Source organism: Nonomuraea glycinis, from assembly GCF_014646515.1.
GTDB lineage: Bacteria > Actinomycetota > Actinomycetes > Streptosporangiales > Streptosporangiaceae > Nonomuraea > Nonomuraea glycinis.
On sequence record NZ_BMNK01000016.1, the window covers coordinates 36,850 to 54,394 of the forward strand.

A 17,545-nucleotide genomic window follows, 5' to 3' on the forward strand; every position below is an offset into this window, starting at 1 on the left:
CTCTTTCGGAAGGAGTCTCATCCGCGATGGACATCGGTATCGGGTTGCCCGGTCACGCTCGGTGGAGCGAAGGCACAACCTTGATGGAGTGGGCACGCCGCGCCGAAGCGCGCGGTTTCTCCACCCTCAGCGTCAGTGATCGTCTGGCCTGGTCGACGCCGGAGCCTTTGATCACTTTGGCCGCCGCGGCCGGCGCCACCTCGCGTATCCGGCTCCTTACCAGCGTGCTTCTCGCGCCCTTGCGCGCCAACCATGCTCTGTTCGCCAAGGCTGTCACCACATTGGACCAGCTCGCCGGGCCCGGCCGCCTGCAGCTGGGGCTCGCCCCGGGAGCCCGGGAGGACGATTTCCTGCTCAGCGAGGTCGACTACGGCACCCGGGGCAAGCAGTTCGACCAGCTCCTGGACCGGCTCGCCGCAATCACGGCATCCGACGGCCCCGTGGGACCGCAGCCCGCCACACCCGGCGGGCCCGCCCTGCTGTTCGGCGGCAACTCGAAGGCGACCCTGCGTCGTATCGCCTCCCACGGAACGGGATGGATCGCCGGCGACGCGACCGTACAGGACCTGCAGGACTTCGCCCCCCAGATCCGGCAGGCTTGGAAGACAGCCGGCAGAGCCGGTTCGCCCCGCCTGGTGGCATCAGTGATGTACGCGCTCGGCCCCGACGCCGAGGCCGCCATTTCCGATGCCATCGGCTCCTACTACGCCTTCGCCGGCGACGAGTACGCACAGTACGGCATCTCTATCGCCTACACCGAACCAGAACAGATCATCGCCGCGATCGCCGCCTTCGACCAGATCGGCTGTGACGAACTGATCTTCATGGGCAACGATCCCGATCCCGCACAGGTGGACCTCCTGGCCGAGGTCATCGGCCTCTGACCGTGGGCCGCGACGGACGAGGCGGCCAACTGACAGCCACCCCGCCCGTGCGACATCCATTGACCTCCAAAGAAGCCCTGCGCGGGAAGAGGGCTCCTCGCAGGTCCCGCCCACGGCAAGCCACTCGCGCTGCGCTGCTGCTGACCACCGGTCGCTGACGGCGGGCTGACAGCCGACCCCGCCCGGCGCGACGCTGGCCGGCGGCGGGTCGGGACCACCCGCTACATGCGCTCCGGCCACGGCGACGAGTTCAGCGCCCGCGACGCCATGTCGGCCGCACGAGCGGCAATGACCTCGGTCAAGGACATGCACCGCGCCGCCACCTTCGAGGCTGCCAACCCCCACTCCATCGCCCGTCAGGAGTTCGCCACCATGGCCCAAGCCGCCGACGAGTGCATCACCAAGGTCGCCGGCCTCGACACCGTCGGCCCGCAGACGGTCCGGAGCGAGAACACCAGCCTGCTCACCCAGATGATCGCCGACCTCGAAGCCCGGCTCACCGAACCGGCAGCAGGCCGACCAGATCGATCTTGGGCTGAGAACAACTCACTCCGAGGACGCAGCAGCTCGCAGCATGCGAAGCTGGCCTATTTCGCTGACGTTCTTCATCAGCTCGGAGTTGACCCAGGCGATCACGTGGGCGACGGTGTGCTCGGAGTCCTGCGGCCAGGGGAAGGGGGGCGCCGGGGCGTCCAGTTCGGCGTCGGTGAGGGGATCCAGCACGGTCAGCCAAGTAGTGCGGAGGCCACGCAACCACTCGACGGCGCTCGTTCCATCACCCGGCCAGGTGACCTCGGTCCTGTCCCGGGGCTCGCGTCCCTGAGCGTGATCGATGGTCACGCTCCACCACCAACCGATATGCCAGCTCAACCAGCCGACGGTGGGAACCGGGACGGGATCAGGCTCGGTCTCCGCCCAGTCGGGCACCCATGTTCCCGTGGCGTCAGGGCGCACAGTCCAGCAGAGAGTGGCGGGTTCCCACAGAAAGTCCGCGGGTTGCAGTCGTTCCAGGTGGTAATCGAACAACGACCAGGTGAAGTCGAACTGCCAGCGCAGCAAATCGCATCGAGTTTTGTGCATCAGGACATATTGCCAGGCTCCGGCGGGGATCACGGGTCGATGCCGTAGTACTGGGTGAAGGGGTTGATGACGTCGTCGGCGTGGGTCAACCGACTTTTCCACGGTCCACCGGCGCAGTCGAGGCCTGCTCCTACATGCCTTACATGGTTGAACGACCTTCACGCAGCTGACCAGCTAGTTCGCTTGACAACCCCAGACCCGGCACCCCGAACGCCGACCACCTCCTGGTGATCACCGCGCTTGCGGGGACAGGGCCGCAAACCTTGCGCTTATGGCTGCCAGGTTCAGCACCGTGCCTTACATGCCTAACAAGATCATCTCGCTCTGACCTGCGAGAAGGGGCCAAGAACCCAAGATAACGATCGATGTCGCTGGAGGACACGTTCATGAATGTCATCGAAGGGAGCGCGTCGTGAATGCCGTCGCCGCCGAGTGGATCAAGTTGCGCACGTTGCGTTCGACCTGGTGAGCCCTGGGCGCGGGGATGCTGACGGCCCTCGCGCTCACCGCGCTCGGCGCATCCACCGTGATTTCGCGCTGGGACCCAGGACAGACGGGTGAGCAGGCTGCGATGGGGATCGTTGTGGCCGTCTATGTCGGAGTCGTGCTGGCTCAGCTGCCGCTCGGCATGCTCGGCACCATGTCGATCAGCGGTGAGTACACCTCCGGCATGATCCACACGACCTTCGTTGCCACGCCGTCGCGTGCACGAGTGCTGCTCGCCAAGGCGTTCGTGCTGGGTGGGATCGCCATCGCCGCCTCACTACTCATCGCGATCCCCGGATATCTGTACGGGCACGCGGTGGCCTCACAGTTCGATCCCACGCTGCCGCCTGCCGGCGCCTGGGAGGTGATCGGCGGCGGCACGCTCATGATCGTGATGACCACGATGCTCGGGCTGACACTCGGCGCGATCTTCCGCAACGGCGTCGTGGCCATCTCCGTGCTCGTGGTGGTGGTGTTGGTTCCCTTCGCCGGGCGAATGTTGCCGGGTGGTGAGGTGGTCAACCGGATCCTGCCGGGCTATCCGGCGCTCCAGGTCATCGAGCAGGTGCCGGACATCATGCTGGACGCGGCCACCTTCGCCGTCCTGGGCGCCTGGGCTGTTGTGCCGCTGATGATCGCGGTCCTCGCCAACAGGCGGGTGTCCTAGTGCTGTTCCTCAAACGCTGTCGGCCAGTGGCGTTAGCGAGCCCGTGGGGGCTCGGGCTATCGCCACTGGTCGTTTGGATGCGACCGCTCATGAGCGCGGGTCACAGGCCCCATTCGGATGATCCTGCCCAGGGAGGCCTGGAGTTCCTATGGCTACGGCGTGTAGCGAGGTGGGCGTAGATCCGCTTTCTAACTGGGGGTTTCTGGAGCTCCGTGGATGATGCGGTGGATGGTGGACCGGCCGACGCTGTATTCAGCGGCCAGGTCGGCCAGGGAGACCTCGCCTTCGGCGTAGCGGCGGCGGATGGAACGCCGTGCCGGTTCGGGCAGCTTGGGCCCGGCGGTCCGGCGGTGTTCCGAAAGCCGACCCCCCACCGGAACACCGCCCAGCCACAGTGGCGCGAGTTCGAAGCAAACATCGGGCACCAGCGCACCCGCGAGGGCATGGCGTTGGCCAAGAGAAGGGGCAAGCTCAAGGACAAGCAGCTAGCAGCTGTGAGCTAGATCACGGTTGAGGTTGACCTAGGGGCAGGGTGGAAGCTCGGCGCAGCGGCGCGACGCCGACCGGACATAACAGATTCAAAGGATCAAACAACCGTGACGATCACCCTTTCCGACCAGGACAAGAGCACCCTGCGGATCGCCGCGTACGGCGCCGTGACGCTGATGACCGCCGCCGGTGCCGCCGGCAAGCCCCGTGAGATCGCCACCCACGGCAGTATCGCGCTGGGCTCGGCCACCGGCCTGATCGGGCACGTGCTCGCCGACTACCCCAAGGTCAAGGACCTGGTGGGCAAGTCCGTGGCCGAGATCGCCGGCCGCGTGCTGCCGGCCCTGACTGCGGCCATGAACCTGCTGAAGCAGCAGGATCCGGCCGAGGCCGGCAACTTCCGCAGCGCCGTTCTCATCGCTGTCGAGACCGCCCAGATGCAGCAGGGCCGGCCGAGCCCCGCCACGGCCGAGATGGTCCGCAAGATCACCGAAGCCCTCGACGCCGCTGGGGCAGCCGCTGCGGACAGCGGGGCCGTGCCGGAGACGGCGGCCGGGCAGGATCGGCCGGAGCTGCAGAAGGCGATCGAGGAGATCGTCGATTCCGGTTTTGTCGGGGTGTCGCTGCGCGTGCACGATGAGCGGGGAGAGTGGGTCGGCAGCGCCGGGGTGGCCGAGCTGAGCGGGACCGCGAAGCCGCCGGTCAACGGGCATGCCCGGATCGGCAGCAACACCAAGACCTTCACCGCGACCCTGGTGCTGCAGCTGGTGGCCGCGGGCAAGATCGGGCTGGACACCCCGGCGGCGCACTACCTGCCCGAGTTCGGGCTGGACGAGCGGATCATGGTGCGGATGCTGCTGCAGCACACCAGCGGAGTGTTCAACTTCACCGGGGAGGTCAACGCCGACGGGACGATCGCGCCAGGGATCCCCATCCCCTACAGCACCACGGGCAAAGAGTGGGTGGACAATCGGTTCAAGACCTACCGGCCGCAGGAACTGGTGGAGCTGGCGTTGTCCAAGCCGGCGCGGTTCGAGCCGGGGACGGGCTGGAGCTATTCCAACACCAACTACGTGCTGGCCCGGCTGCTGATCGAGAGGGTGACCGGCCGTTCGGTTGCCGAGGAGATGCAGCGGCTGATCCTGGGGCCGCTCGGCCTGTCGGGCACTGTGGTGCCGGACGCGTCGCCGGAGATCCCCGAGCCGTACGCCCACGCCTACTACCGCTACGAGGACGCCGGCGAGCAGAAGACAGTCGACATCACCCGCCAGAACCCCTCCTGGGTCTCCAGCGGCGGCGACATGATCTCGACCACCCAGGACCTGCACACGTTCATCTCTGCGCTGCTGGGTGGCAAGCTCATGCCGGCCGGGCTGCTGGCCGAGATGTGCACGCCGCACCCGACGGGCATCCCGAACATGGACTACGGCCTGGGAGTGTTCGTGCTGACCACGGACGGCGGCGGCACCGTCATCTCCCACAACGGCGCCGCCGTGGGCCACGCGGCGCTGATGTACGCCACCCCTGACGGCAGCAAGACCCTGACCGCCGCGCTGAACTGCGTGGACGACGCCGACCTGTCCATCGCAACAGCATTCCAGACCGCCCAGCGAAGGCTCCTCAACGAGGTGTTTGGCGGTGGGCAGGTCGATCCGGCTCAGCCGACGGGCTGAGAGCGCCTGTGACCCGTACGCCTCAAGGGGCCGCCCTTCCGGTCGTACACCAGGAAGAACCCGAACGGGCCACGCCGAACTCGGCGTGGCCCGTCCACATGCTCGGCTGGTCCGCTTGGTCGCCGAGCTCGAGCACAGGGCAGGATTGCGCAGATGAACGGAGTCACGATCGGGCAGGCGGCGGCATTCGTCGGCGTCACGGTGAAGACGGTGCGGCACTACCACAAGCTCGGCGTGGTCAAGGAGCCGGAACGCGACAGCTCCGGCTACCGGCGGTACGGATCGGCCGAGCTGCTGCGGCTGGTGCAGGCCCGGACGCTGGCCGCCGCCGGGGTGCCCCTGGCCGAGATCGGGTCCCTGCTCGACGCCGACCCCGCGCTGTTCGCCGCCGCGCTCGCCGACGTCGAGCGGCAGTTCACCGAACGCATCGAGGAGTTGATCGCGCGACGTGACACGCTGCACCGGCTCGCCGACGGCGACCGGGCTCTACTGCCTGACCGTGCCGTGGCGCTGCTGGAGCGGATGTCCGGCCTCGGCTTCCCCGCAGAGGAGGTGGCGGCCGCCAGGGAGGGCTGGGTCCTGGCCAGGGCACTGGTCCCCGAGAGCTTCGACGACTACCTCACCCATATCGAGCACGCCCTCGAAGACACCCGGTTCGTCGCCCTGATCAAGCGCGCAACCGAAGCCGCGACCTGGGAACCGGACGACCCGCGCATCGCCGAGCTCGCCACCGCCATGGCCGACCACCTCCTCGCCAACCCCGCACACCTGAAAATCGTGACCGGCCTGCAAGCCCGCACCGACGCTGCGACCCGCTACAAGCTGATCGCCCTCCACGGCGAAGAGCAGGGATCGGCCGCGGCCCGAGGAGTCGCGCTCGTCGAGACCAAACTCCGCGCCGCCGGCATCCACATCCCCAGACCAGACACCCACTGACCAAGCCGGTCCCCGCCGCAGGACCCGGGGACCGCGGGATCTGCTGGCAGACACCGCTGGAGCGGCTCGTCCCACGCTGGATACATCGCCTCAGCCATCCACGAACATGTGAGGAGGGGCCCGGCCGGGTACTCGAAGCCCGCCCGCCGAGGTGAGGGGTCAGATCTCTTCGTCGTCGGCGTCGAGTGCGTCGGGGTCGCGCAGAGCGCGTATCGCCCCTGGCGCCAAGTCGGGAAGTATGAAGGTGTAGGCGCCGTGCACGCCCAATTGGGTGTTGACGAAGGGCGAGAGCCGGGCCATGTCCTCATCTCGGACGGGGTTGCCCTGCGCCTTCAGCTGCCGGACTGCCGCGTCCAGGTAGACAGTCGTCCACAAAACGACGCAATTGAGAACAAGCCCGAGGACGCCGAGCTGATTCTCCAGCCCGCGTTCGTAGCGGTGGTAGAGCTCGCCCTTCTTGCCGTGGCAGATCTTCCGGGCCAGGGCGTGACGGCCCTCCTGCAGGTTGCGGATGTGCTTGATGTCGCGCCGGTAGGTCTCGTCCACGTCGATGTAGGCGAGGATGTGCAGGGACTTGAAGATCCGGCCGTAGGTGGCGATCGCCTCGCCCAGCGCGGTGGGGTGACCCTCGCGCTGCAGCATGGTCACTACGTCGTAGGCGCGGACGGTGCCGGTGTAGATGGAGGCGATCACGCGCAGGATGTCCGGCCACATCCGCTGCACCTTGCGCAGGTCGATCCTGCCGCGGGCGAAGGTGTTCAGCGGCCCGTAGTCGGCGCCGGGGTCGATGCGCCAGCCCTTCTGGTCGGGCAGATCCGCCAGCGCGGGCCGGTAGGAGATGTTCAGCAGTTCCAGCAGGCCGAAGGTCAGGTCGCTGTAGGAGCCGGTGTCGGAAACGACGATCTCCAGCAACTCCCCGCCGTCCAGCCCGAAGATGACGTCGACCATGTGCAGGGAGTCGCGGACCGTGCCGGACACGATCTTCGCGCCTCGCCCGATTCCTTGATCATTTATTGCGTTGAGCCAGGTCATGCCGCGCTTGGAGCCGAAGAATTTGCGGTTGGGGCGAGCGAAGGCCGCCGGGACCGGGACCACGAACCGCATGCCGTCGACCGCGGCGACCATGCCGCCTCCCCACGCCTGGGCGAGCGGCAGCCCGGCCTGCCAGGCGACCAGCGGCGCGTTGGCCAGGCTGAGCGTCTCAGGCCGGAAGTAGTTCTGGAACACGTGCGAGAGCCGCGAGCGCTCCAGCGCGGGAACGCCGGTCTTGGCGATCGGCCGGTAGCCGACGTTCATGGAGTGCGCGGCCAGGCACGCCGCGATCGAGGTCGGCAGGTCCTCCAGCCGGGAGCGGCCGCCGGAGGCTGCGGTGAAGGCCTCCACCAGCTGCGGCTCCCAGCTCATCACCTCCAAGATGACCTCGGGCAGATCCACGCGCGGCAGCATCGCCGTGGTGTGCTTGCGCAGGTCGACCAGCGAGGGCGGCTCTTCGATGGCCTTCACGCCGGTCAGGTGGATCTTCCCGGCGTCGTCGATCCGGACTTCGGTGTTGGTGTCCAGCCGGCTGCCCACGTCTTGGTATGCCGCATCCAGCGCGCGGGTGTGGTCGGCCAGCAGGGCGGCCGGGTTCTCCGGCAGGCCCAGCGCGGTGAGCACGTCCGGCCGGACCGCCTCCCACGCCTGGCCTTCCAGGAGTCTGGCCTGCGGGTTGCGCCACTTGGTGGAGGCGTCGGCGTAGATTTCGCGGCGTTTGAGATGCCGGTGGAACTGCTCCAGGAGACAGAAGGTGTAGGCGTGCCTGTTCACCGCGCCGTCCTCGTGGACGGGCTGGCCGAACACCAGGCGCTTCCATGGGCCGTTCACCACGGCCGCCTCGATTAGTCGGGCCGGAATCAGTGGTGCGGGCAGCCTGCTGCGGTGGGCCAGCACCTCCGGCAACTGCCGCATTGCCGCCAGCACCGGGGCGCCCTCGGCGTTCGCGCCGAAACAGATCACCGTGGGCAGTACCTTCAAAAATCCCGACACCGTGCTGTAGCGGCCGACCAGCTCGCTGCGCCAGTCGTCGGGCTCGTCCGCATCCGCCGGCAGCACGTTCTCATTCACCAAGACCAGCGCCGCCCGCAGTTCCGCCCGCGACACCACCGCCTCGATCGCCTCCCACACCTCCGACACCCGGGGCTCTTCGTCCTCGCCACCCCAGGCGTCGGAGTCGAACAGCGCCTCCACCGCCACCGCCAGGCGGGCCGAGGCCTTGGCCAGCTTCGGATGCTTGCGGATCGTCTCCTTGTCCGCGGCGGTCTGCGCCTTGTTCAGCAGCTCGGTGGTCATCAGCAGGTCCAGCAGTTCCAGGGTGTCATCGACCGACTTTGCCTCCAGGAACGCCACCGTGGCCAACAGCGTCGCCAGACGACGGCCATCGCGGTGACGGCGGATCTGCGAGGCGTCCGCGCTCATCCCGTACTTGGCCAGCTCCGCCAGCCGGCGCGGCGGCACCAAGCGGTCGGCCCCCAGCTCCGTCATGCCCAATCCCGCGACCTCGGCGACCTGCTCCAGTGCTTTGATCAGCGTCGGCCCGGACCCGCGCGGGACCGGGCCCTTGCGCCAGCGCTCCAGGTCCGAGACCCGTGACCCTGGCGGAACCTCCAGCAGCTGGTCCAGCACATAACGCTGACCCACGGTCAACAGCCCTTCCAGGACACCCCACAGTCGCCGGGTCGTCTCATCGCGGACGTTGGTGACCAGCCGGGCCAGCGTCGTCACCCCGGGCAGAAGCACATCCCGCTCCCGCAGCCAGCGCACCGCGTCGAGAAAGATCGCCTTCGGTCCATCCCCCGTGGTCCAAGACCTGGCCTCCACCCACGCTCGCAGATCCCCTTCGACGGTCCCGAACTCCTTCAGGCCGTACACCCGCCGAATCTCCCACTGGTGATCGAATCGCGTCTTGGTCCGCTCGGTGTACTTCTTCACGCACGACGGGTCGGCGATGCCCAACTGCTCGGCCACGAAGTCGAGGACCGCGGTCGGCACCTCCAGCGGGTCCTCCAGGAACGTCCCAACCCATCGAACGGTGACGAGTTGAAGGCTGAAGCCGAACTTCATGTGGTCGCCACGACGACGCTCAACCAGCTCTCGGTCCTCGTCATCAAGGAAGAACACCCGCTCCAGGTCCGCGCGCGACGGCACTTCCCCGTATCGGCCGTACGTGGCCGCTTCGTCATCGGTTAAGAACTCCACCACCGGCATACGCCGCAAAGTAGGGCCAGCCCGCCCGCAACAAACCGAAAGTAGCCGAACAGTTACTCAATCCGCCGCCATGTCGCTGCCCACCCGCATCGGACCGCTGGATGGCGGTAGGTCAACTGACGTCAGCCCGCTACCGCCACTGACCGATTGGTTGCTGCTCAAGGGCCGAGTGGGGCATGCTCAGAAGGACCGTCCACCTGGCCAAGTACCTGTCGGACCCGGTCTTCAGGAGGAAGATCTCGCGGCAGCTGAACAAGGGGGAAAGCCTGCACGCGCTGCGCCGCGACCTGCACTACGCGCAGCAGGGCACGATCACCCGCCCGCACCTGGAGCAGCAGACGGAGCAGGCATGGTGCCTGACGCTGCTGACCAACTCGGTGGTCGCGTGGACGACCGAATATTATTCTCGTGCGGTGCTGGAGCTGCGTTCGCAGGGCCGGGAGGTGAGCGATGAGATCTTGTCGCACATCTCGCCCGGGCACAGCGACAACATCAACTTCTTCGGCGTGATCAACGTTGACGTTGAGGCGGAGCTGGCCAAGCTCGACACCAGCGGCTGGCGGCCGCTGCGGCCCGCACAACTACGTGAGCTGGGGCTGATGCCCTGACGGTTTCGGCGCCGCGCTCCCTGCAGACAGGTGGCGCAGGCGGTTGATGACAGGGGTGGCCCGTGCCGGGCGCGGTCCACCCCTGTCGTGGTTACGGCCCGTTCTGGGTGAGCGCGACGATGACTTGGAGCATGCCGTAGGCGGCCGTCATGGTCTCGGCGTCGAAGGCGACGGTGCGCCCGCTCCGGGTGGCGCCGGGCATGAGCGCGGCCAGATCCGCCGCGCGCGGGCTGATGCAGGTCGACCTCGATACGGAGCGGCTGCGGCACCGAGGCCGGCGGGCTGCTGGCGTGCAAGCGCATCGCCTGGCTTGCGCCGCGCTGCAGCCGCTCGTGCGCTTCGTCGGGGTGCATGCCGTGGGCCGCATGCTGCCAAGGCCCGCGAGGTGCCGCCGGTGTGGTGGCACCTCGCACGGCGCTGCCTGGAGCTGGGTGAGGATGTCATGCCGGTGTATGCCTCGCCGCGGACGGCGGAGTCGCATCGGGTGCCGGCGACGGCAGGGTGTGGGCTACGCGCCGGGCAAGGCGCGCAGCTGGCGTGGGGAGAAGGGATCTGTGACACCGCGGTGGCGCCGGAGAGCACCACCGCGGTGAAGATCGCGAGTGTCGATTTTGCTGTTACTTGCTGGGGGTGCCGTTGACCAGCGGCAGCGAGATCGACGTGTCGGCCAGGTCGACGGTGACCTTGGCCCCGGTGCCGGGTTCGACGTTGCTGCTCTCGTCGAGGTTGAGGTCGTCGTTGGTTCCGGTCAGTATCAGGCCCAGCCGGTGCCCGGCCTTGAACTCGTAGTCCAGCGGCAGCGTCTTCCAGGTGATCTGGTAGGCCTTGCCAGGCGTCAGCGGCGCCTGGTGGCTCAGCGATTCGTGGTTCTGCGCGTCCAGAATTCCCCGGGTGACCACGTGGAAGTCGGAAGTCGCCAGGTTGTCGCCGGCCTTGAGGTAGCAGCCGTCGTCATCGTCCGTGCTCTGGCCGACGCAGTCTTCACCGCCGATGAACTTCAGGCCTTCCGCGGACGTCGCGCTGCGTTCGCGGTAGTCGATGCGGGTGTCGGTGCCGTAGTCGACGAGTACGACACCCAGGTTGGCGGTCGGCTCGTTCAGGGTGACTCGCAGGCTCACCGACGGCGTCCCGGACAGCCGCATCGCCTTCTTCAGCGGCGGGGTCAGGAAGGCCAGCCGGTTGGGGTTGGCGGTGTCGGGGTTGTCGGCCATCGCGATCTCGGTCTGGGCGGTGTCGAGGTAGCTGGCGGTTCCGGTGGAGGGCTTGCGGTCCAGGGAGCCGTCCTGGTGCGGCCGCAGGGTCGTCGTCCGCGCCGCGGGTGCGGGCCAGTCGGCCTGAGTGATCCAGCGGTCCGGGCCGAGCTGTACGTCGACGCGCGGGCGGCGCGTGATGTCGTTGGCGACGCCCATGAGTTCGTGGTCGAACCACTGGTGCAGGGTGTCGACCCACACATTGCGGCGGGCCCAGAACGGGTCGAGATGCCCGTATTGCGTCACCCACGCCTTGCGCTGCACCGTACGGGGCAGCCTGCCCCACCAGGTGGAGAACTGGTCGGCCATCACGTTCCGGTCCTGCATTCCCATCACCGAGAAGACGCTGGCGCGCACGTTGCGCGCCTTCGAGATCGGGCCGGTCCGGTAGTCGAGCTCCTGCCAGTAGGCGTTGTCGTTGCCGGTGGCGTCGTCGGAGCCCTCGGTCATGCGCCGGCGCACCGCCGCGCACTTCTCGTCCGGATCCTCGTCAATCCGTACGGCCATCCAGGCCTGCCCGTCCTTGATATCGGTGAGGGTGCCGTTCGCGCGCCACATGTCGTACCAGCTGCTTGGCCCCGCGATCGGCACGATCGTCTCCAGCCCCCGCACCCCGGTGCCGGCGACCGCCATGGCGAGGGCACCCTCATAGGAGTGGCCGATCATCCCGGTACGCCCGGTGGTCCAGGATGCCTTGACCGCAGCGCCCTTGGCGTCGTAGGCGGCCGCGCGGCCGTTGAGCCAGTCGACGACAGCCTTGCCGCCCAGCACGTCGGACGGACCGCCGCTTGTCGGACAGCCGTCCGACAAGCGGGTGCCGGTCATGTCGACGGACACCAACGCGTACCCGCGCGGCACGAAGTAGTTGTCGTAGAACATCGGAAACTTCGTCAGGTTCCCGTCCGCGCCGTACTTCTTTTTTTCAACCTCGAAGCCGACACCCGGTTCACCGAAGTACGGGCTCTGGTGCATGATCACCGGAACCTTGAGCCCAGGACCGGACTCCTTCGGCCGGATGATGTCCACCCGGATCAGATCCTTCTTACCGTCGCCGTCACTGTCGACCGTCGACGGCACCCGGACGTGCTCACGGATGGCGTCCTTGTAGGAGAAAACAGGCTGCGTGAGCCCGCCGGAGACTTTGATCTTCGGTTTCGCCGTCGCGGACGCGGCGGGAGCAACGGCGACTACGAGCGGAATCGCGAGTGCGACCACGGCGAGGAACCCTCGCCGTTTCAAACTGGACATGTGCCCTCCTTTGGGCTGGTGACAGCTATCGATGAAGCGCCGCAGTGCGGGGGTCCGGCGAGAACCTCGGGACAAGCCCGTCAAGCGGCGTCGAGGACATCGGTGATCTGGGCGCCGTGTCCGCCAGGGTGAGGCCGGGCTGGGCCTGGCGGGTGCGGGCGGCCGCTTCGACGGCGACGAGCACAGCCCCGGGCGGGGGGCGGCCCTGGCTGATCGGGACCGGCCCCCTCGAGCACGAGTATCTGTGCGCTCCACGCACGGCGAAGCGCACACGCTCATGACCCGGCGGCTGACCAGGAAGAGGCCGCTGGTATGGATCCGAAAGCCGACGGCGGCGCCGCGGGCTGCCAGAGTGCCCCTGGCTCAGAAGGCCGCAGTGGGCCCGACCTAGGCGGTGGAAACCGGGGGTGCGATTTCAGAGTTCATGAAGGGGAGTCTGGTCCGCGATGTCGATGCCGGCCGAGCGCAGACGCGCTTCGATCAACGCGGTCAGCCGGGTCCAGCCAGGCTTCTGCTCGTGTCCGTGGTGTGTGAGCAGGCTGTAGCGGATCGCGCTGTCGGTGCGGTCCTGGAGTCCGGCCGGGATGGGCAGCAGCGCGGGATGGGCGAGGAAGTGGTCGGCGATGGCCGTGGCGAGCTCGTCGATGCGAGGGTCGTCCGGCTCCCACTCGGCGGCACACCACATGCGCTTGATCAAGGACATGTACCGAGGGTCGTCGAGGGCGCGCTCGATCCGGGAGAGGTAGTCATCGAAACCCTCCGGCACCAGGGCTTTGATCAACACCATGCCCTCCCGGGCCATCGTCACGTCAGCCGGGGTCAAGCCGAGATCGGCGGCCCTGTCCAGGAGGGCGAGAGCCCGATCGGGCAGCAGAGCCCGGTCGCCGATGGCGAGCCGGCGCAGCGTCTCACGCCGCGCGATCAGATCGTCGATCCGGTCGGTGAGGCGCCGTTCGGCGTCGACGAGTGCGGCGGCGAACCGGTCGGGATCGGCGTCGAGGATCGCCTCGATCTCGGCCAGCGGCACGCCGGCGCCGGCTAGTGTCCGGATCTGGACCAGCCGCAGCAGGTCGGCCGATCCGTAGCGCCGATAGCCGGAGCTGTCGCGACGGGGTTCGTCGATCAACCGGTGCTGGTGGTAGTGCCGGATGGCCTTCACCGTGACGCCGGCGAATGCCGCCGCCTGGCCGATCGTGACGCCGTCCGTCATCTGCTCTGCCGGCCCCGTGATCGTGGGGCGCCGGCGAGGTCGCGAACCGCGTCCGCGATCGCGCGGAAGTCCTTGCGCACGATCTTGCTGTGATTGCTGGCGACCTTCGTGCTCGTGATGGTGGGGTTGCGGGCGAGCACCGGGGTGAGGGTGGCGCGCGCGCTTTCCATTTCATCATGGCCGCCTCCGAGGTTGGCGCCCGTGGCGACCACGTACCGGACCGGGCAGGTCACACCGTCCAGGATCGGGCCGAGGGCGGCGCTGATCTCGATGAGCTCGATGTTGCTCTGAGCATGCTGCTCGGCGGACATCCTCGCGGCCATGCCCAGCCTGGAGAGCAGTGGCAGCAGCAAGCGCATCCGGCGCCAGAATTGCCGGACCCGTTCCGGGGGTGCGTCGGGGTAGTCGTGCGGGTAGGCACCGTCCACGGGCACCACCCCCAAGGCGCGGTCCGGATTCCGAGCGGCCCAGTGCACCGCGACCGCCGCGCCGTAGGACCAGCCGACCACAAGCGGCCGGTCCACGCCCCTGGCCACAAGGACGGCGTCGATGTCACGGACGTGCGTCTCGAACGAAGCGGCTGCGGCCGAACGCTTCGATCGGCCGCGGGCCCGCATGTCGTAGGTGATGTGCCGGTAGTCACTGCCGAGTTCGGCGATGACCTGCCGCCAGTACGCCTGACTGGCGAACTGGCCATTAAGGTAGATCACGGGACGGCCGGGCCCACCGGTGTCGGTCACGGCCAGCGCGGTGTCGTCGATCGGCACCATGCCTGTCCACGCGGAGTTGAAATTGCTCACCCGTAAAGCGTGCACCCTGACCTAGGGTCAAGGTCAAACCCAGGGCGCAGGCATCGCGCGCATTCGCCGAAGGGGCATGCGGCCAAGCGTCTTGGCTTCGCCTGAACGCAAGGCGGGCAGTCACTCGGGACCGGTGGGCCAATCCCGCATCCCGACTACGACCTTCCCCGGGCCTCCTTCACTTGGCGGAGCACGGTGTCGCCCTTCAGATGCCCGTACACCGTCGAGCGCGGCACACCGAACAGGTCAGCGATCTGCTGGACGGTCTTGACTCGCGCGTCGTACAGCTCCTGGGCGAGGGCGGCCTGGTCGGCGGTGAGCTTGGGTCGGCGGCCGCCGACCCGGCCGCGGGCGCGGGCGGAGGCCAGGCCGTCCATCGTGTTGGCGACGATCAGCTCGCGCTGCAGCTCGGCCAGAACCGACAGCATGCCGAACATCGCGCGGCCCTCCATCGTGTCGGTGTCGATGCCCTGCTCGATCACATGCAGTCCCACCCCGCGTTCGCGCAGGTCCGCCCCGAGTAGATCGGCGCGGCCATCAATCGCGCGGCTGACCTGACGAAGAGCGGGATTGCTCACCTCGCCGACCGGTGGTTGCCGACGACGAACGACGTGAGCGCCCGGGTGAGGCAGGCGATCACGGTTGTGGCTGGTCCGTCGGCTCATCGGGCGCACAGGCTTGTCAGAGGGTCAGGTCCCAGACGCGTGCGACGCCGTCCCGACCGGCGGTCAGGGCGACCGGGCGATCCTGCATCTTGGTGACCACCACAGCTTCGACGCTCCAATTGTGGCCGGTCAGCGGCGGCCCGATTTGTCGACCGCTGGCGAGGTCCCAGAGCCGTATGGTCCCGTCCTCGCCGCCGGTCACCACGACCGCCCGGTCGCCGACCATGGCGACGTCCAAGGCGTTGATCCTGCCCTCATGGCCGGTAGACGGTTCGTGGATCGGATCATCCTCTTCATCCCCGGACAGGTCGAACACGTACACCTTTCCGGAGTCCGTGCCTGCCACGACGACCGGACGGCCGTCGAGCTCGGACAAAGCGACGGCGTATGTCCGCCCGTCGTTCACATAGAACGACGCGGCCTGCTCGCCGTTCGCCAGATTCCACATCTCCACATACTCTTCCCCGCCCCCAACGACCAGCGAGCGGCCGTCGATTCCTGCGGTGGCGAGACCCCAGATGGGGCCAGCGGCCAACTCCACCGGAGGCTCCTCGGCGGACAGCCCCAACACCTGGACTCCGTCCCAGTGGACCCCGCTGCTTGCTACGAACTGGGGCGGTCCCTCGCCCTTCACGGTGGCGATGGACGAGATGTAGAGCCCGTCGTACGTCGTCCCGCGGAGCAGTTCGCCGCTGTCCAGGTCCCAGATGGCCGCTCCCTGTTCATCGCCGCCGGCCGCCAGCACCACGCGCCCCTCGGAAACGGCCACGGCAACCGAGTCGATATCGTTCTCGGCGTCCGGATACTCGGCGGCGAGCGGATCCTCGGCGCAGGCGTACGCCAGCGGCCGCTCCCGCCACTCGTCCTGCAGCGGAGCCCAGCTCCACAGCTTGTAGTCGCCGGTGCATACCACCAACGGCGCCCCGTCCACATCGACCACCGCGAGGTCGTCGATCCGGCCGTCAGGCGCCGCGCTGCTCAGAATCAAACGTTCGTCAGACACCCGGACAGGATAATCGGCGCGTGCGACGACCTGGATGGCATCAAGAGGTGATCCGCAGGGCAAAACAGTGAGCCAGGACAGTAGGGACACCCAAACCTGTTCCTGCCGATAATGTCATCCGCGCAGGTCATCCGGCTTGCCCGACTCTTCCTGGCGTGAAACCGCGCTGCGGTCGCTGCCGTTGGGGGATATGGACAAGGACGCCGAGATTCTTGCCCTCCGCCACCAGATCCGCGTTCTTGAACGGCAACTCGACGCCGACGCCGGGGCGAGGTTTGCTCCCGAGGATCGAGTTTTCCTGTCGCGCTCCTGACATCGTCCAAGTGGGCGGTCCGCCACGACCTTCTGCAGGCCAACCCGATGGATCGGATCGACACCGTCAAGGTGCCCAAGAACCTGCCCCGCCCCGCCGCTGCCGCCGACGTCGCCAAGGTGCTGGCGGTGATCTGCACCCGGCGGCCGCGAAAGGACGTCCCGCTGGACCGGCTGCGCGATCGGATGCTGTTCGAGACCGCCTACGTGTGCGGCGCCCGCGCCTCGGAGGTGTGCGGGCTGTACGTCGAAGACCTGGACCTGCGGCTGGACGACGAACACGTCCGCATCTGCGGCAAGGGCGGCAGCGTACGCACCGTCCTGCTGGACGACCGTGGCTACGTCGCCCTGCTCAAGCTGTACCTCTCCCGCGCCGACTACACCGCCGGGCCGCTGTTCCGCGCCAGCATCAACGGCCGCGGCGGGCCACTGTCCCACGACGCCGCCCATCACCGCTGGCAGACCTACTGCGCCGCCGCCAGGGTCGACATCGACATCCACCAGCTGCGCCACGCCCACGCCACCGAGCTCATCAACGCCGGCGTGTCCATCGAGGCCGTCCGCCGCCGCCTCGGCCACGCCGCCACCGAGACCACCCAGCTCTACGCACTGCTGGACGACAAAGTCGCCGACGCCGAAATCCGCGCCGCTCGGCGGCGCCGCGACCAAACAACGCGCTGAGCAACCTCCACGGCTGAGAGCGAACCTCTTCACACTGCGTTAAAGATCGTTCTCAGCGCCAACGGCTGTCCGCTCGTTCCTCAACCCCGAGGCCGTTGAAGTGGTGCGCGGCGGCCCGAACTGATCTCTCACGGATCGGCAGTGGCAGGATCGAACGGTCACTGATCGCGGCCGCGGTCGATGGCCATGCCGGTGTGGTCGGTTAGGGTGGTGGGATGGGTTGCTGTGCCGCTATGAACATCCGCGCCGCCGCTTGACGGCGGTATCGCGGTTGCCGTGAACCGCGGCCTCGTTGCCAGCTCCGCTGGGG

General features: G+C 67.9%; 15 protein-coding genes. 7 read left to right on the forward strand and 8 right to left on the reverse strand.

Annotated elements, in window-relative coordinates; all coding sequences use genetic code 11:
- Positions 1–26: 26 nt before the first annotated feature.
- Positions 27–884, forward strand: coding sequence for an LLM class flavin-dependent oxidoreductase (locus tag IEY87_RS34215; protein WP_189142995.1), 858 nt, complete (start codon positions 27–29; stop codon positions 882–884).
- 546 nt (positions 885–1,430) lie between these two features.
- On the opposite strand, the gene IEY87_RS34220 is transcribed toward IEY87_RS34215, so the two are convergent.
- Positions 1,431–1,964, reverse strand: coding sequence for a DinB family protein (locus IEY87_RS34220; protein ID WP_189142996.1), 534 nt, complete (start codon positions 1,962–1,964; stop codon positions 1,431–1,433).
- Between the two features lie 571 nt (positions 1,965–2,535).
- Here IEY87_RS34220 and IEY87_RS34225 point away from each other — a divergent pair.
- Positions 2,536–3,117, forward strand: coding sequence for an ABC transporter permease subunit (locus IEY87_RS34225; RefSeq protein ID WP_189142997.1), 582 nt, complete (start codon positions 2,536–2,538; stop codon positions 3,115–3,117).
- 188 nt (positions 3,118–3,305) lie between these two features.
- Here IEY87_RS34225 and IEY87_RS34230 read toward each other — a convergent pair whose 3' ends face one another.
- Positions 3,306–3,542 carry a sigma factor-like helix-turn-helix DNA-binding protein gene (locus IEY87_RS34230; RefSeq protein WP_308113001.1) on the reverse strand — a complete coding sequence of 79 codons (237 nt, stop codon included), beginning with the start codon at positions 3,540–3,542 and terminating at the stop codon, positions 3,306–3,308.
- Between the two features lie 171 nt (positions 3,543–3,713).
- Between IEY87_RS34230 and IEY87_RS34240 the strand changes: the two genes are divergently transcribed.
- Together IEY87_RS34240 and IEY87_RS34245 are read left to right on the forward strand one after the other, a co-directional pair.
- Positions 3,714–5,279 (forward strand): serine hydrolase domain-containing protein, encoded by a 1,566-nt coding sequence (locus IEY87_RS34240; protein ID WP_225277891.1) that lies wholly within the window; start codon positions 3,714–3,716, stop codon positions 5,277–5,279.
- 153 nt (positions 5,280–5,432) lie between these two features.
- Positions 5,433–6,215 carry a MerR family transcriptional regulator gene (locus tag IEY87_RS34245; protein WP_189142998.1) on the forward strand — a complete coding sequence of 261 codons (783 nt, stop codon included), beginning with the start codon at positions 5,433–5,435 and terminating at the stop codon, positions 6,213–6,215.
- Positions 6,216–6,374: 159 nt separating this feature from the next.
- Here IEY87_RS34245 and IEY87_RS34250 read toward each other — a convergent pair whose 3' ends face one another.
- Positions 6,375–9,458 carry a Tn3 family transposase gene (locus IEY87_RS34250; protein ID WP_189142999.1) on the reverse strand — a complete coding sequence of 1,028 codons (3,084 nt, stop codon included), beginning with the start codon at positions 9,456–9,458 and terminating at the stop codon, positions 6,375–6,377.
- Positions 9,459–9,634: 176 nt separating this feature from the next.
- Here IEY87_RS34250 and IEY87_RS34255 point away from each other — a divergent pair, with 176 nt between their 5' ends.
- Positions 9,635–10,066: a Tn3 family transposase gene (locus IEY87_RS34255; RefSeq protein WP_189143000.1), complete on the forward strand. Its 432-nt coding sequence runs from the start codon at positions 9,635–9,637 to the stop codon at positions 10,064–10,066.
- A gap of 617 nt (positions 10,067–10,683) precedes the next feature.
- Here IEY87_RS34255 and IEY87_RS34260 read toward each other — a convergent pair.
- From IEY87_RS34260 to IEY87_RS34280, 5 genes are all read right to left on the reverse strand, one after another.
- Positions 10,684–12,564 (reverse strand): CocE/NonD family hydrolase, encoded by a 1,881-nt coding sequence (locus IEY87_RS34260; protein WP_189143001.1) that lies wholly within the window; start codon positions 12,562–12,564, stop codon positions 10,684–10,686.
- Between the two features lie 415 nt (positions 12,565–12,979).
- Positions 12,980–13,774 carry a MerR family transcriptional regulator gene (locus tag IEY87_RS34265; protein WP_189143002.1) on the reverse strand — a complete coding sequence of 265 codons (795 nt, stop codon included), beginning with the start codon at positions 13,772–13,774 and terminating at the stop codon, positions 12,980–12,982.
- Positions 13,771–14,574, reverse strand: a complete 804-nt coding sequence (locus tag IEY87_RS34270; protein ID WP_225277892.1) for an alpha/beta fold hydrolase — start codon at positions 14,572–14,574, stop codon at positions 13,771–13,773. The genes IEY87_RS34265 and IEY87_RS34270 overlap by 4 nt, the downstream gene beginning before the upstream one ends.
- A 155-nt stretch (positions 14,575–14,729) precedes the next feature.
- Positions 14,730–15,152, reverse strand: a complete 423-nt coding sequence (locus IEY87_RS34275; protein WP_225277893.1) for a recombinase family protein — start codon at positions 15,150–15,152, stop codon at positions 14,730–14,732.
- A gap of 103 nt (positions 15,153–15,255) precedes the next feature.
- Complete coding sequence (locus IEY87_RS34280) at positions 15,256–16,332, reverse strand: WD40 repeat domain-containing protein (protein ID WP_189143004.1); 1,077 nt, start codon at positions 16,330–16,332, stop codon at positions 15,256–15,258.
- 46 nt (positions 16,333–16,378) lie between these two features.
- Here IEY87_RS34280 and IEY87_RS46160 point away from each other — a divergent pair, with 46 nt between their 5' ends.
- Together IEY87_RS46160 and IEY87_RS34290 are read left to right on the forward strand one after the other, a co-directional pair.
- Positions 16,379–16,555, forward strand: a complete 177-nt coding sequence (locus IEY87_RS46160) for a hypothetical protein (RefSeq protein WP_189143005.1) — start codon at positions 16,379–16,381, stop codon at positions 16,553–16,555.
- Between the two features lie 47 nt (positions 16,556–16,602).
- A complete protein-coding gene (locus IEY87_RS34290) occupies positions 16,603–17,235 on the forward strand; it encodes a tyrosine-type recombinase/integrase (RefSeq protein ID WP_225277894.1) in 633 nt (210 codons plus the stop codon).
- Positions 17,236–17,545 lie beyond the last annotated feature (310 nt).